This is a genomic window from Mycolicibacterium komossense, assembly GCF_025822605.1.
GTDB classification, from domain to species: Bacteria; Actinomycetota; Actinomycetes; order Mycobacteriales; family Mycobacteriaceae; genus Mycobacterium; species Mycobacterium komossense.
The window spans coordinates 60,703-75,336 of the sequence record NZ_JACKTY010000029.1 but is presented as its reverse complement, the minus strand read 5'-3'; the positions used below and the strand labels follow the sequence as shown (position 1 = coordinate 75,336).

The window sequence follows — 14,634 nt, the reverse complement described above, 5'->3', positions numbered from 1 at the left end:
GAAGGCAATCAGGCGGTCGCCGCCTGAACGACTGAGCGACTGAGTGCCTGAGCGACTGTGCGGTCCCGGAAGGGGCCGCACAGTCGCGAACGTCAGGCGGGGTCCGAAAAGCCGGGGACGAGTTCCTCGGCGATGCTGCGTACGGGCACGTGCGCGTCGAGCTGGCAGGAGATCGCCACGATGGAGGCGATGACCCGCATTGGGATCGCCAGCTTCGGTGGGATGTCCATCTGCCTGGCCGCTTTGATCTGACCGGCCGCGCGGTCGAAGTTCAGCGTGGTCATTCTCTGCAACCACTTGCGGGTGTAGTGGAACTCGTCGACTTCCAACGGCTGCACGTACTGCTGCAGCATGTCGTCGATTTCGCGCGTAGAGACCTGCTGCCCCTTCTGGATGAAGCCGATTTTCTCCATCGTCGGCAGTAGCTTGTCGTAGTTCTTGTCGACGGCGTAGCGCAGTATCGAGCCGAGTTCTCTTGGCATTCCACCCGGCAGGGGAGCGACGGCACCGAAGTCGAGCACGCCCATCTTGTCGTCGGGCATCAGCATGAAGTTTCCCGGATGCGCGTCGCCGTGCATCATCTCCAGCCGTCGCGGTGCATCATCGGTCAGTTCAAAGAGCCTGTAGCCCATCAGATCTCGCTGCTGCTGCGTGCCGGTGCGGATGATCTGTGCCAGCGGTATGCCCTCGATCCACTCGGCGATCACCACCTTGGGTGCACTGGCCACCACCGCGGGCACGACGAAGTGCGGGTGATTCTTGTAGGCCGTGGCGAATGCCCGCTGGTTGTCGGCCTCGAGCCGGTAGTCCAGCTCCATCTCGGTACGTTCGATCAACTCGTCGACGACGCCCTGTACGTCGGCGCCGGGGGAGAGTTGCTTGAAGATGCTGACCATGCGCTGCATGGTTTTCAGGTCGGCGCGCAACGCTTCGTCGGCGCCGGGGTACTGGATCTTGACGGCGACTTCGCGTCCGTCGGACCAGATCGCCTTATGGACCTGGCCGATGCTTGCCGACGCCACCGGCATGTCGTCGAACGAGGTGAACCGATCACGCCACTTCGTGCCCAGCTGGGCGTCGAGCACGCGGTGCACCTTGGCCGCGGGCAGCGGCGGGGCATCCTTCTGGAGTTTGGTCAGCGCGTCGCGGTAGGGCTCGCCGAATTCCTCCGGGACCGCCGCTTCCATCACCGACAGGGCCTGGCCGACTTTCATCGCGCCGCCCTTGAGTTCACCGAGCACGGAGAAAAGCTGATTGGCCGCTTTCTCCATCATTTCGGCGTTCACTTCATCGCGCGACTTGCCGGTCAGGCGCTTACCGAACCCCAGCGCGGCGCGACCGGCGAAGCCCACTGGCAACGACGCCAGCTTCGCGTTCCGCGCCATGCCACCGCGTTTGATATCTGCCACCACACCATCATCCACGACGCGCGGCCGGGCCCTCATCGGGAGCTGGCAACACCGGCGGTCAGCATCGGCACCGCGGGTGCCGTGGCCAGCGCCGGGTCCCGATCGAGCCCGTCGAGACGTCGAATTCGAGAGTGGCTGACAGCGTCGACGGTGCGGGCCGGTCGCCAGGGTTACCGGCCGGCCCGCGGATGGCACTGATCACGGTGTCGACCTGGTTGAGAGCCAACGCGGCGGTGGCCAGCATGGTGGCCCGGTCGGCGGTGCCGACGGTGTCGCGCAGCTGGGCTGCGACCGCCGGCCACGCGGCGTCCCGGTCGCTGCGGTGCAGGTCAGCGCATCCCAGGCAGCTGGTAACCCCGGGAACCACGAGCGGCCCGACCAGGCCGACGCCGTCGCGCACTCGGACCAGCAGGTGGGGGATACCAGCGTCGTGCAGGTCGCGCACCATCCGGGGTTCGGCGACCAGATAGTCCGACAGCACCACCAGATCGGTGGCCTCGGGTCGCACGACGGCGTGCGGCTGGCTGCTGTGCTTGATCCGCGCGCCGGAGCAGCGCAGCGCATCGACCAGCAAATCCGATAGTGGCCCACGCCCGTGGATCCGGATCGACGCCGTCCGTCCCACCGGGTGTGTCGGCGCCGGTCTGGCCACGCCCGCTTTCACCAGCGCGTCGATCAGACCCGTGAACTCAGCGGTATCGACTGGTCCGCGGCTGATCGCCTCACGGACCAGCTCGTCGGCATCGACGGTGCTCTGCATCAACCGCAGCACCCCGGCCAGCGCGGAAGCCGTCAGGCCCCGGGGCGGGCGCACCAGGACGGCCCGGCGCGGATCCCAGCCCACTTGGACGGCCCCGTCGGGCCGAACCAGCACCGGCAGCGCCGGGTCCAGGCTGTATTGCCCTGTCATACGCCGACTGTGTCACGGCGCCGACAGGCCCGATGTCAGCTATCCACAGGTGGGTCTTGCGGCTTTTCCGGGGTGTCCGGTGTCGTGAAGTCCTTTTCGAACTCGGCCAGTGCCTCTTCGATGCCGCTGGTGTCACCGCCGATAATGCGGTCGATGAACCCGGCCGGTTCGTCGAGGTCGGTGGTATCGGGCAGCAGATCGGGGTGCTGCCAGACGCCGTCGCGGACATCGATGCCCGCAGCATCGGTCAGGCGCTCCCACAGGGCGGCGGCTTCACGTAGTTTGCGGGGCCGCAGTTCGAGGCCGACGAGGGTGGCGAAGGTCTGCTCGGCAGGTCCACCCGTAGCGCGTCGGCGGCGCAGCGTCTCACTGAGCGCGCCGGCACCGGGGATCCGTTCGCCCAGGGCCGAGGTGACCACTGTCTGCACCCAGCCCTCGATAAGGGCCAGCAGTGTTTCGAGCCGTTCCAGCGCGGCGGTCTGCTCGGGGGTGGCCTTGGGCTCGAACATGCCCTGGCTGAGCAGCTGCTCCATTGCGGCCGGATCGGCCATCGCAGCCGGATTGAAGCCCTGGGCCAAGCCTTCGATGCCGCTCATGTCGATCTGCATGCCCTTGGCGTATGTCTCGACGGTGTTCAGCAGCTGGCTGACCAACCACGGGACGTGGCTGAACAACCGATGGTGCGCGGCTTCACGAGCGGCCAGGAACGTCAGGATCTCGGCGCGGGGCAGCTCGAGACCCTTCGACAGTTCTTCGACGGCGTCGGGCATCAGCGCGGCAACGCCCTTGGGGCCCAACGGAAGTCCGATGTCGGTGGACGTCAGCACCTCTTTGGACAGTGTGCCCAGCGCCTGACCGAGCTGCGAGCCGAACGCCATCCCGCCCATCTGCGTGATCATCGACAGCAGTGGACCGGCCATGCTCTTGGCTTCTTCGGGCAGCGCGGACGCCCAGACCGTGGAGATCTGTTCGGCCACCGGATCGCATAGCCGCTTCCAGGTATCCAGGGTGTTGTCGAGCCAGTCGTTGGGAGTCCAGGCGACGGCTTTGGTGGTGCCCGCCGGCAGGGCGGTCGCCCCATCGAGCCAGGTTTCGGCCAGGTGTACCGCGTCGGAGATCGCCGAGACGGTGCTGGCGGGAATGGGCGCGACGAAGCCGATCGAGCTCGACGCCAATTGGCGGGCGAGGTCGTAGTTCACCGGTCCCGACTGGGTGCCCCCGCCCATCGCGCCGCCGGCACCGCTGAACATCTGACCCAGCTTGGTGAAGATCTGGCCCAGGTCGCCCATGTCGAAGTTGCTGCCGCCGGCGCCGAAGCCGAACGGGTCAGAGGGCCCGGACGGGCCGGAACCCGAACTCGATCCGGAATCGGATTCGTCCTTCTTGCGCTTGTCGGGGTCGGGGTCTCCGCCGGACGAGAAGCCAAAGGGCAGGTCAGCCATGACCTCAACGGTACTCACCACGCGCAGGCGGTGCGCGGCGCCCGGTCACGCTCTCAGAGAAGCTCGGGCGAACCGATGCTCATCGGGCCGCCGTCGGCCTTGCCCTAGTCTTGGCGGCGTGAACAGGCGGATTCTGACGCTGATGGTGGCGCTCGTGCCGATTGTCGCCTTCGGCGTACTGCTTGCCGTGGTGACGGTGCCCTTCGTTTCGTTGGGGCCGGGGCCGACGTTCAACACCCTTGGTGATTTCGACGGTAAGCCCGTCGTAGACATTGAGGGTACCGAGACCAAGCCGACGTCGGGCAACCTGAACATGACGACGGTGTCGCAGCGCGACGAGCTGACTCTCGGGCAGGCGCTGACGTTGTGGATGTCCGGCAGTGAGCAACTGATTCCCCGCGATCTGGTGTACCCGCCGGACAAATCGCGCGACGAGGTGGACAAGGCCAACGACGCCGATTTCAAACAGTCCGAGAGCAGCGCCGAGTACGCCGCGTTGAACTACCTGAAGTACGCCAAGGCGGTGACCGTGGAGAACGTCGCCGATTCCGGGCCGTCCAAAGGCATACTGCAGACCGGCGATGCGATCGACGCGGTCAACGGGACGCCGGTATCGAACCTCGACGAGTTCACCGCGCTGCTGAAGAAGACCAAGGCCGGCGAGGACATCGTCCTCGACTACCGCCGCAAGAACGCCCCGGCCGGCGTCGCGACGATCACGCTCGGCTCCAACCCTGACCGTGACTACGGCTACCTGGGCGTATCGGTGCTCGACGCGCCGTGGGCGCCATTCAAGATCGACTTCAACCTGGCCAATATCGGCGGCCCGTCTGCGGGCCTGATGTTCAGCCTGGCCGTGGTGGACAAGCTCACCACGGGCGATCTCAACGACGCGAAGTTCATCGCCGGTACCGGCACCATCTCCAATGATGGGGAGGTGGGCCCGATCGGCGGGATCACCCACAAGATGGAGGCCGCGCACGACGCCGGCGCCACGGTGTTCCTGGTGCCCTCCGATAACTGCGACGAGGCCAAGTCGGGCAGCATCGACGGCCTCGAACTGGTCAAAGTCGGCACCCTCACCGGGGCCATCGATGCCCTCCACGCCGTTTCAGCCGGTGGCGAACCACCGCGTTGCTGATCACTGGCTCCGCGTTCGCTGGATTTTGTTTGCGTAGAGTTAGGCCGATACAGCCAGTGTCTGCCGGCGGCAGCACCAACACGATCAGGAGTTAAAACGTGGGGATGCGGCCCGCCGCGAGGATGCCGAAGCTGACCAGGCGTAGCCGGATTTTGATCGCGATCGCTCTTGTCGTCGTGCTACTGCTGCTGGTGGGTCCGAGGTTTGTGGACACCTATGTCGACTGGCTGTGGTTCGGCGAGCTCGGCTATCGCTCGGTGTTCACCACCAAACTGCTCACCCAGCTCAGCCTGTTCTTCGTGACCGGGATCCTGGTGGGGGCGATCGTGTTCGCCGGTATGGCGCTGGCCTACCGCGCCCGGCCGGTGTTCGTGCCCTCCAGCGGGCCCAACGATCCCGTCGCGCGGTACCGCACCGCTGTGATCGGCCGGTTGCGGCTGGTGGGCATCGGCATCCCGGTGGCGATCGGCATCTTCGCCGGGGTCATCGGGCAGACGTACTGGGTGCAGGTCCAGCTGTTCCTGCACGGCGGTAATTTCGGTATCACCGACCCACAGTTCGGTAAGGACCTGGGGTTCTACGCCTTCGATCTGCCGTTCTACCGCGTGCTGCTGTCGTACGTGTTCGTGGCGGTCTTCCTGGCGCTGATCGCGAACCTGATCGGGCACTACATCTTCGGTGGCATCCGGTTGGCCGGCCGCAGCGGTGCGCTCAGTCGCGCGGCCCGTATCCAGCTGGTCACCCTGGTCGGGGTCCTGGTGTTGCTCAAGGCGGTGGCCTACTGGCTGGACCGCTTCGAGTTGCTCAGCCACACCCGTGGCGGTAAGCCGTTCACCGGCGCCGGCTATACCGATATCAATGCCGTCCTGCCCGCCAAACTGATCCTGCTGGCGATCGCACTGATCTGCGCCGCGGCGGTGTTCTCGGCGCTGGTACTGCGGGACCTGCGGATTCCGGCCATCGGTCTGGTGTTGCTGCTGCTGAGCTCGGTGATCGTCGGCGCCGGCTGGCCGCTGGTGGTCGAGCAGATCAGCGTCAAACCCAATGCGGCGCAGAAGGAAAGCGAATACATCAGCCGAAGTATCGTGGCCACCAGACAGGCCTACGGGCTGACCGACAAGTCGGTGACCTACCGCGACTACAGCGGCAATGCGCCCACCGATGCCCAGCAGGTGGCGTCGGACCGCTCCACGATCTCCAACATCCGGCTGCTCGACCCGACGATCGTCGGTCCGGCTTTCACCCAGTTCCAGCAGGGCAAGAACTTCTACAGCTTCCCCGATCAGCTGTCCATCGATCGCTACACCAGCGCTGACGGCAATCTGCGTGATTTCGTGGTCGCCGCACGTGAACTGAACCCGGACCGGTTGATCGACAACCAGCGCGACTGGATCAACCGCCACACCGTGTACACCCATGGCAACGGGTTCATCGCTTCGCCGGCCAACACCGTCCGCGGTATCGCCAACGATCCCAACCAGAACGGTGGCTACCCGGAGTTCCTCGCCAGCGTGGTCGGCGCCAATGGCACCGTGGTTTCGCCCGGACCGGCGCCACTGGATCAGCCGCGGATCTACTACGGCCCCATCATCGCCTCGGCGCCCTCGGACTACGCGATCGTCGGCGCGAACGGCACCGACCGCGAGTACGACTATGAGACCAACACCGACACGAAGAACTACACCTACACCGGATCCGGCGGTGTGCCGGTCGGAAACTGGTTGGCGCGCAGCGTGTTCGCTGCAAAGTTCGCCGAGCGCAACTTCCTGTTCTCGAACGTGATCGGGCCCAACAGCAAGATCCTGTTCAACCGCGATCCCGCCGAGCGGGTCAAAGCGGTGGCGCCGTGGCTGGACACCGACAATGGGGTGTACCCGGCGATCGTCAACAAGAAGATGGTCTGGATCGTCGATGGCTACACGACGCTGGACAACTACCCGTATTCGGAGCTGACGTCGCTGTCGAGCGCGACCGCAGACTCCAACGAGATCGCAGCGAACCGGCTGCTGCCGGACAAGCAGGTGTCCTATATCCGCAACTCGGTGAAGGCCACTGTCGACGCCTACGACGGCACGGTCACGCTGTATGCGCAGGACGAGACCGATCCGGTGCTGCAGGCGTGGATGAAGGTGTTCCCCGGAACGGTCAAGCCCAAGTCCGATATCAGCCCGGACCTCGCCGAGCACCTGCGCTACCCCGAGGACCTGTTCAAGGTTCAGCGGCAGTTGCTGGCCAAGTACCACGTCGACGATCCGGTGACGTTCTTCTCGACCTCGGATTTCTGGGACGTGCCCCTTGATCCGAACCCCACCGCATCGAGCTACCAACCGCCGTACTACATCGTCGCCAAGGACATTGCGCAGAATGACAATTCGGCGTCCTTCCAGCTGACCAGCGCGATGAACCGGTTCCGGCGGGACTTCCTGGCGGCCTACATCAGTGCCAGCTCGGACCCTGCCACCTACGGCAAGATCACGGTGTTGACCATCCCCACACAGGTCAACGGGCCCAAGTTGGCGTTCAACGCGATCAGTACCGACACCGCGGTCAGCCAGGATCTCGGTGTGATCGGTCGCGACAACCAGAACCGCATCCGGTGGGGCAATCTGCTCACCCTGCCGGTGGGCCAGGGCGGGCTGCTGTACGTGGCACCGGTCTACGCATCACCGGGTGCCAGTGACGCTGCGTCGTCATATCCCCGCCTGATCCGGGTGGCCATGCTCTACGGCGACAAGATCGGCTACGGCCCGACGGTGCGTGACGCCCTCGACGGCATCTTCGGTGCCGGCGCCGGGGCGGCAGCGACGGGTCCGGCACCGGTGCCCGGTGCGCCGCCGGCCGCACAGGTGCCGGCTGCCACGCCGGGGACGCCACCGCCGGCCGCGAATTCGCCGGAGGTGCCGTCGCCACCGATGGCCGTGGTACCGCCGCCACCTGGTGGCAACGTGCAGCTCTCGACGGCGAAAGCGACCGCACTGCAAGAGGTTCAGTCGGCGCTGGACGGCATGCAGGCGGCGCAGCAGAGCGGTAACTTCGCGCAGTACGGCGAGGCGTTGCAGCGTCTCGATGACGCCATGAACGCGTACCGCACCGCCAAGTAGCTCGCCGGTGCACTACCGGTTACTGGGCCCGCTGCAGGTCACCCACGGCGCCGCGACGGTGGATATCGGTCCGCCCAAGCAGCGCGCCGTGTTGGGGGCGCTGCTGCTGGCGCAGGGGCGGGTGGTGTCCACTGACCGCCTGATCGACGCGGTCTGGGGTGACGAGGTGCCCGGTAGCGCGACGGCGAGCCTGCAGGCCTATATTTCTAACCTGCGCAAGGCTTTACGGCCCGATACCGGTGCCGCGTCGCCCATCGTGCGGCAGGCGCCCGGCTATTTCCTTGCCGTCAACGGGGCCGACGACGTCGACCTGATCACGTTCACCGACCACTGTGTGGCTGCGCGTGCGGCGATCAGCGCCGGAGAGTGGCGCGACGCGCTGTCGTCAACGGACGCCGCGCTGGCGCTGTGGCGGGGCTCGCTGCTGGAGGATCTGCGCGACGAGGACTGGGTCAGACAGGAATCGGCCGGTGTCGACGAGTTGCGCACCGAGTGCCGGGAGAACCGCGTCACCGCGCTGCTCGCGCTCGGCCGTAGTGCTGAGGCGTTGGTCGATGCGGCCCGGCTGCGCGCCGATGATCCGTTGCGGGACCGGGCTTGCTGGTTACTGATGCTGGCGTTGTATCGGGCCGGGCGCGGACCGGAGGCGCTCGAGACCTTCGCCGCGCACGCCGCCCACCTCGACTCCGAGCTCGGATTGGAACCCGGCGCCGGACTGCGGGATCTGCAGACCGCCATTCTGCGGCAGTCCCCGGAGCTGGCGGCGTGGCCGCGCTCACCCGCATGGACCGGAGCCGAGGATCTGTCGTCGCCCGCCCCGGCCCCGGCGACACCGGAGCATCCTGCCGGGTTGCCGCGGCGTGCGATGATCGGTCGTGCTCGCGAATTGGCTTTGCTGTCAAAAGCTCTCGTCGACGCAGGTGGTGGAGCCACCTGCTGGCTGGTGCTGACCGGCCCACCGGGGATCGGGAAGACTCGCCTGGCCGAAGAAGCTGCTGTCCGGGTATCGGCGGCGCAGGGGCGAGTGGTGTGGGTGAGCTGCCCTGACGAGCGCGGCACCCCGCCCTGGTGGCCGATGCGGCAGCTGATCCGCGCTCTGGGCGCGGATGCCGATGCGGTGCTCGAGGTTCCGGCCGATGCCGATCCTGATACGGCGAGATTCCTTGTCTACGAACGTATTCACACTCTGCTGCAAGACTCTGGGCGGGCAGAAGCACCGTTGGTGGTCGTGATCGACGACGCGCAGTGGGCCGATCCGACGTCGGCCAGCTGCCTGGCCTATATCGCCGGCGCCCTCCGTGAGCATCCCGTCGCGATCATCATGACAGTGCGCGACGGTGACCACAGCGCCGAGCTGACCCGGCTACTCGGGACGGTCGCGCGCGGAGATCGCAACCGGCACATCGATGTTCCTGCGCTGAGCCGCAGCGAGGTGACGGCACTGGCCAACGATATCGCCGAGGACCCGCAGGATGAACTGACCGACGCCGAGGCCGCGATCCTCGCCGACCGCACCGGCGGAAACCCCTTCTTCGTCTCTGAGTACGCGCGACTTCCGCGCGAGGAGCGCAGTGCTGGTGATATCCCGTCGGCGATCAAATCGGTGCTCGACCGCCGGCTCGCCGGTCTCGATGCAGCGGTCCTGCAGGTGCTGCGCGCCGCCGCCGTGGTCGGCGACACTTTGGAGGGATCGGCGTTCGGATTGTTGGCTGAGACCACCCGGCTCGATATGGAGACACTCGCCGACTACCTTGACGAGGCCGCCGATGCGCGAATCCTTGTCTCGGCCCACGACGGCGCGGGCTACGAGTTCGCTCACGGGTTGCTGCGTGAGCATCTGCTGTCCTCGCTGCCCGCGTTGCGCCGTCAGCGACTGCACGCCAAGGTCGCGGAGGTTTTGGCCGGCAACAACTCTCATGATGCGGTGAGCCGGCGAGCCCAGCATCTGATCGCCGCGCTGCCGTTGGTGGACCCGGCGGTGGTGGTGGCTGCATGCCGGTTGGCCGCCGAGCACGCGACCGAACAGTGGAGCTCCGATATCGCCGCGCTCTGGTGGCAGGCTGCGCTGGATGCCTATGACCAACTGCCGCCCGCGGAGCGTGACGACGCCACGCGTGATGGCCTGACCGTAGAGCTGTTGGAGGCGCTTGGCCGTGCCGGTCGCGGGCAGACGGTTCTCGACAGTGCCTCCACCGGGCTGGCGGAGGCGTTTCGCGCCGGTCGGGCGGCCACGGCAGGCCGGGTGGCGGCGGCACTGCTGCGCGTCAGCGGTAGCTGGCCCTGGCTGGCTCCGGGTGGCGATCCGTCTGAGCTGCTGGCGCTACTCAACCGTGCCGCCGAACTGTGCGACGACGATCCCGCCGCGGGCGCGCGGGTCCGCGCCGCGTTGGCGGTGGGCAACTGCTACCAGGTGGATCCCACGGTCTCCGCCGTTCTGCTCGATACGGCTGCCGAACTTGCCGAGCAGGCAGGCGATTCCGACGTCATTGCCGATGTCCTGGTCGGACGCATCATCACCTACTCGGGGGTGGCGCAACGCAGCGCCGAGATCCTGCAGTGGATTCAGGAATTGATCATGCTGCAGCACAATAGAATTCGCGAAGACGCGGTGATCGCGCACTCGGTGGCGACCATGGCGGCGATGAACCTCGGTGACGCGGAGGCGACCGAACGGCATCTGCGAGCCGGAATCGAAGGTAGCGAGCAATTGCGGCTGCCGGTGCTGCGGGCGCAGTTGCGCTGGATGGAAGCCGTCCTGGCGGTGTGGCGTGGTGATTTGGTCGAGGCGCAGCGTCATCACGGCATCGCGCTACAGGTCCACGAGCAGACCGAGCTTTACGGCGCAGGTAGCAGCATCATCGCTGCGGCGGCACTGTTGCGGGAGACCGGCGAAACGGTAGATGTGGCAGCTCTTTTCGGAGACGAGATCGACGCCGGGGGAGAGAGCATGTTGGAGGTCGCGCGTGCCGCGCTGCTGACGGTCCAGACCGGGCCGGCGGCGCGGGTCGAGGCCGCCGAGGTGCTCTCCCGTGGTCCGGGGAATCCGCACGTGTGGACCAGCTTGGGCTTCACTGCGCTTCGCGCGCACCTCTGTGCCGATCACGGGCTGGTCGACTTCGCGCCCGGTCTGCTCGATGAGCTCGCCCCGTTCGCAGACCGCGTCGCGATGCTGGGGCACGTCGGTACCGTCGGCCCGGTTCCGTTGGCCATCGCCAGGTTGTACGTGTTACTCGGCGATATCGACCTGGCGCGGGAACAGGTCGCCATCGGCGAGGCGATGGCGATGCGGACCGGGGGAGTGCCCGCGCTGCTGCGCTGCCGGCTACTGCGCGCCGAACTGGACGGTGACCGGTCGCTGGCCGAGGCGGTCGCCCTCGAGGCTGAGCGGGTCGGCATGCGCGGGGTGGCTGCTGCCGCGCGAGAGCTGGCCGCCCGCTGACGCTCTTGGAGATTTCTTGGATCGCCTTGATGGGTGCGCACCAAGAATGCGCCAAGGCCGTTCGGTGAGTGTTGGGGCACCCCCACGGCACAACCAGGAAGAGAAGCCCTATGAGTCTCGCCCCCGCCACCGATCGTGATCTGGCCGCCAGCCTGCGGCACGGGATCGCCGGTGTCGTAGCGCTCCCCGAGGATCCCGACTATCAGCGCATCATGCCGTGGAACGCGGCTGTGCCCGTCGCCCCGTGCGCCGCCGTCTTCGCCGCGTCTGCGCACGACGTCGCTGCGACGGTTCGGGTGGCTGCTTCCCACGGCCTGACGGTGGCCGTGCAGGCCACCGGCCACGGTGCGGTGCCGATCGGCGCCGAGAGCATCCTGGTGCACACCGGCGCCCTCAATGGCTGCGTCGTCGACTCGCGTAACCGCACCGCCTGGGTTGGTGCCGGCGCCACCTGGCAGCACGTGCTCGACGCCGTCACCCCGCTGGGCTTGGCGCCCGCCTGCGGCTCGGCTCCCGGTGTCGGCGTGGTCGGTTTCCTGATCGGTGGCGGGATCGGACCGCTGGTCCGCAGCATCGGGCTGTCCTCGGACTACGTCCGCGCCTTCGAGTTGGTCACCGGCTCCGGTGAGATGCTGCGTGTGACGCCCGAGCAGCACGGTGATCTGTTCTGGGGTCTGCGCGGCAGCAAGTCGACACTGGGCATCGTCACCGCTGTCGAGATTGAGCTCCTTCCGATTACCGAATTTTATGGTGGCGCACTCTATTTCGATGGCTCCGATGCCGCAGCGGTACTGCGGGCATGGCAACGCTGGTGTGTTGGACTGCCCGAGTCGGTCAGCACCTCGATCGCGTTGCTGCAGCTGCCGGAACTACCCGACGTGCCGTCGCCGCTGGCTGGCCGATTCACTGTCGCGGTGCGCTATGTGGCGCTCGGCAGCGCGTTTGAGGGGGCGCGACTGCTGGCTCCGATGCGGGAAGTGACGGAGCCGGTGATCGACGCCGTCACCGTGTTGCCGTACGCGGCGATCGGTGCGGTGCATGCGGACCCCCCTAATCCGACGCCTGCGCACGAGAACCATGCTCTGCTGCGGGAGCTGGCCCCGGAGGCCGTCGAGGCGCTGCTGGCCGTCGCAGGCCCCGATGCGGGCTCGATGCAGACAGTTGTCGAGCTGCGCATGCTCGGTGGGGTGCTGGCTCAGCCGGCCCAGCACCGCAGCGCGTTCTGCCATCGCGGTGCGGCGTTCGCGCTGACGACAATCGGGGCCCTGGTGCCGCCGATCGCCGACCTGGTGCCCGCCAATGCGGCGGCCATTATCGATGCGCTCGCACCCTGGTCTACCGGCGGTCAGCTGCCGAACTTCGCGGCCTCATCCGACCCCGAACGGCTGGCCCGCTGCTACGACGAGGACACCCTGTACTGGCTGGCTGCCCTCGCCGAGCGCTACGACCCGGCTGGTGTGCTGCGCGTCGGGCAGGTGGCGAGGTATCCGATGTGAGCGCCCTGCCGTCCCAGCTTCCCGCGAGCGCGCACCCTGGTACGTAATTCATCGCCCGTTTCGTACAGCGATGCGCGCTCGCGAGGGGCAAAACGGTCTCTGAGCACCCGATTTGGAGGCTTCGCGGCTGACCAGTAACCTTGTGTTTACCCGTCGCGGGGTGGAGCAGCTCGGTAGCTCGCTGGGCTCATAACCCAGAGGTCGCAGGTTCGAATCCTGTCCCCGCTACTAAATGGGACGGCCCCCGGAGATTACTCCGGGGGCCGTTTTCATGTCTGGTCGGACCACCCGGTGGATAAGCACGTGGCGCATCACCACTCGGCTAGCTTCTGGTCAGGCTGGGGGATAGACCGAGATCGCAGCTATCCCGCGATTGAACTTGGGCCGCGCGGTGGAGAAAAGCCCGGATAACCTTGGCGGGCAGAGCAGCTGTCGCGCTACAGCCCATCACTCTTGAGTCGCCGCAGCCCAAGGGATTCGAAACCGACCACATAGAGCAACGTCATCAGCACCATCCAGTCCATGAAACCCAGAGCGTTACCGCTGATCCCCGGCGCGACGGCAGGTTCGTGAAGAATATGCTCGGCAGCGAATCGGTAGTACAGCACAAAGGTCAGAACGCCGAGTCCGAACGTCACGGCAGTGCGGATGGCGTAGTTCGCAGCGTTACCCATGCTGGTGGGGCGATTGCCGAAAGCGTTGGCCCAGAAGATGATCCAGAATGCCCAACAGACGCCGAGTTGTGCCGGGTACTGGGCAACACCGCTGCCGAGCGAATCAGTGGTCGCCGAGCCGAACAGTATTTCGACAAGCCATACGGCGACGAAGTAGAACGCGGTGCCCAGCGTCAGATTTCCCGCCGTCGAAGCAAGTGCCACCCGCGCCGGGCCGCCTGCGAGGCGCCATGGCCAGTTGTCCAAGGTCTGTCCGGTCAGCAGGACGGATACGACGACGCTGTAGAACCAGCCAAGGACGCTGTCCAGCGACATCATCGGATGTGCGTCGCCGACGCTGGCCGCGGGCAGGCCAATGACGAAGTACAGCAACAGGGTTGGGCCGGCGACAGCGGCGATCTCGGCGAGGCCGACGGCGGGTTGTTTGAGCCCCAGTTGTGGCCACGGCCAGTGTTGCCAGTTCAGCACGGCCATCACGAACGTTCCGAAGCCGAACAACACGAACAGCGCGCCGGTGAAGTAACCGAGCCCGCCTGCTCGGTCCGGCGCGAAGTCGGGGTCGATGCTCCCGAGGCCTGCCGCGAGTATCCAGGTCATCGCAACCCCGAACGCGACGGCACTCAGCGCGATCGCACACCCCCGCCACGGTTGTGCCAAGCGGTCGAAACCTGCGAACTCGGAATTGAATCCGATGAACACTACGAACAGGATGGCCCAGAATAACGCCGCGTTGAATGGCAGCGGATAGAAGTTCCACGGGCTGGTCTCGGGGTCGGCGAGCAGATACCACCCTGAAAGCGCGAGTCCGACCACCACCGCGAGGTTGGCCAGTCCGAACGCCACCCATCGATTGCGGTCAGCATTGTGCTGCACCTGGTCGGGTAGGACGGCGATGGGAGTGTGACCGGCGTCGTCTGCGCTCGGCGGGACGTGCGTTGTCGACATCGGTGTCGCTCCTTGCAGGTGGCGGGGTGTGCTCGCGCCAACTATGAGGTGGATCACAAGGTCGGTCTAGAGTTGCA

Annotated in this window: 8 protein-coding genes and 1 tRNA gene; 5 read left to right on the top strand and 4 right to left on the bottom strand. The window is 66.5% G+C overall.

The window, feature by feature from the left end; all coding sequences use genetic code 11:
• Positions 1 to 92 precede the first annotated feature (92 nt).
• From H7J73_RS13785 to H7J73_RS13775, 3 genes are read right to left on the bottom strand one after another with little or no spacing between them, the layout of a single operon-like run.
• Positions 93 to 1,424, bottom strand: a complete 1,332-nt coding sequence (locus H7J73_RS13785) for a macrolide-binding ATPase MABP-1 (protein WP_264068507.1) — start codon at positions 1,422 to 1,424, stop codon at positions 93 to 95.
• Between the two features lie 43 nt (positions 1,425 to 1,467).
• Positions 1,468 to 2,319: a bacteriocin biosynthesis cyclodehydratase domain-containing protein gene (locus tag H7J73_RS13780; protein ID WP_264067997.1), complete on the bottom strand. Its 852-nt coding sequence runs from the start codon at positions 2,317 to 2,319 to the stop codon at positions 1,468 to 1,470.
• Between the two features lie 35 nt (positions 2,320 to 2,354).
• On the bottom strand, positions 2,355 to 3,761 hold the full coding sequence (locus H7J73_RS13775; protein WP_264067996.1) for a zinc-dependent metalloprotease: 1,407 nt from the start codon (positions 3,759 to 3,761) through the stop codon (positions 2,355 to 2,357).
• Positions 3,762 to 3,879: 118 nt separating this feature from the next.
• Between H7J73_RS13775 and H7J73_RS13770 the strand changes: the two genes are divergently transcribed.
• The 5 genes from H7J73_RS13770 to H7J73_RS13750 all read left to right on the top strand — a co-directional run bounded on the left by H7J73_RS13770 (position 3,880) and on the right by H7J73_RS13750 (position 13,166).
• Complete coding sequence (locus tag H7J73_RS13770) at positions 3,880 to 4,902, top strand: YlbL family protein (RefSeq protein ID WP_264067995.1); 1,023 nt, start codon at positions 3,880 to 3,882, stop codon at positions 4,900 to 4,902.
• A 98-nt stretch (positions 4,903 to 5,000) separates the two neighbouring features.
• A complete protein-coding gene (locus H7J73_RS13765) occupies positions 5,001 to 8,003 on the top strand; it encodes a UPF0182 family protein (RefSeq protein WP_264067994.1) in 3,003 nt (1,000 codons plus the stop codon).
• A 7-nt stretch (positions 8,004 to 8,010) separates the two neighbouring features.
• Entirely contained in the window at positions 8,011 to 11,442 is a 3,432-nt protein-coding gene (locus H7J73_RS13760; RefSeq protein ID WP_264067993.1) for an ATP-binding protein, read from the top strand.
• A 110-nt stretch (positions 11,443 to 11,552) separates the two neighbouring features.
• Positions 11,553 to 12,938, top strand: coding sequence for an FAD-binding oxidoreductase (locus tag H7J73_RS13755; protein ID WP_264067992.1), 1,386 nt, complete (start codon positions 11,553 to 11,555; stop codon positions 12,936 to 12,938).
• 154 nt (positions 12,939 to 13,092) lie between these two features.
• A tRNA-Met gene (locus H7J73_RS13750) sits at positions 13,093 to 13,166 on the top strand.
• 209 nt (positions 13,167 to 13,375) lie between these two features.
• Here H7J73_RS13750 and H7J73_RS13745 read toward each other — a convergent pair.
• Entirely contained in the window at positions 13,376 to 14,557 is a 1,182-nt protein-coding gene (locus H7J73_RS13745; RefSeq protein ID WP_264067991.1) for a hypothetical protein, read from the bottom strand.
• Positions 14,558 to 14,634 lie beyond the last annotated feature (77 nt).

Bases quoted from the DNA above. Each gene is read 5' to 3' on its own strand.
- H7J73_RS13780 (WP_264067997.1), bottom strand. From the start codon at position 2,319: ATGACAGGGCAATACAGCCTGGACCCGGCGCTGCCGGTGCTGGTTCGG.
- H7J73_RS13775 (WP_264067996.1), bottom strand. From the start codon at position 3,761: ATGGCTGACCTGCCCTTTGGCTTCTCGTCCGGCGGAGACCCCGACCCC.
- H7J73_RS13755 (WP_264067992.1), top strand. From the start codon at position 11,553: ATGAGTCTCGCCCCCGCCACCGATCGTGATCTGGCCGCCAGCCTGCGG.
- H7J73_RS13745 (WP_264067991.1), bottom strand. From the start codon at position 14,557: ATGTCGACAACGCACGTCCCGCCGAGCGCAGACGACGCCGGTCACACT.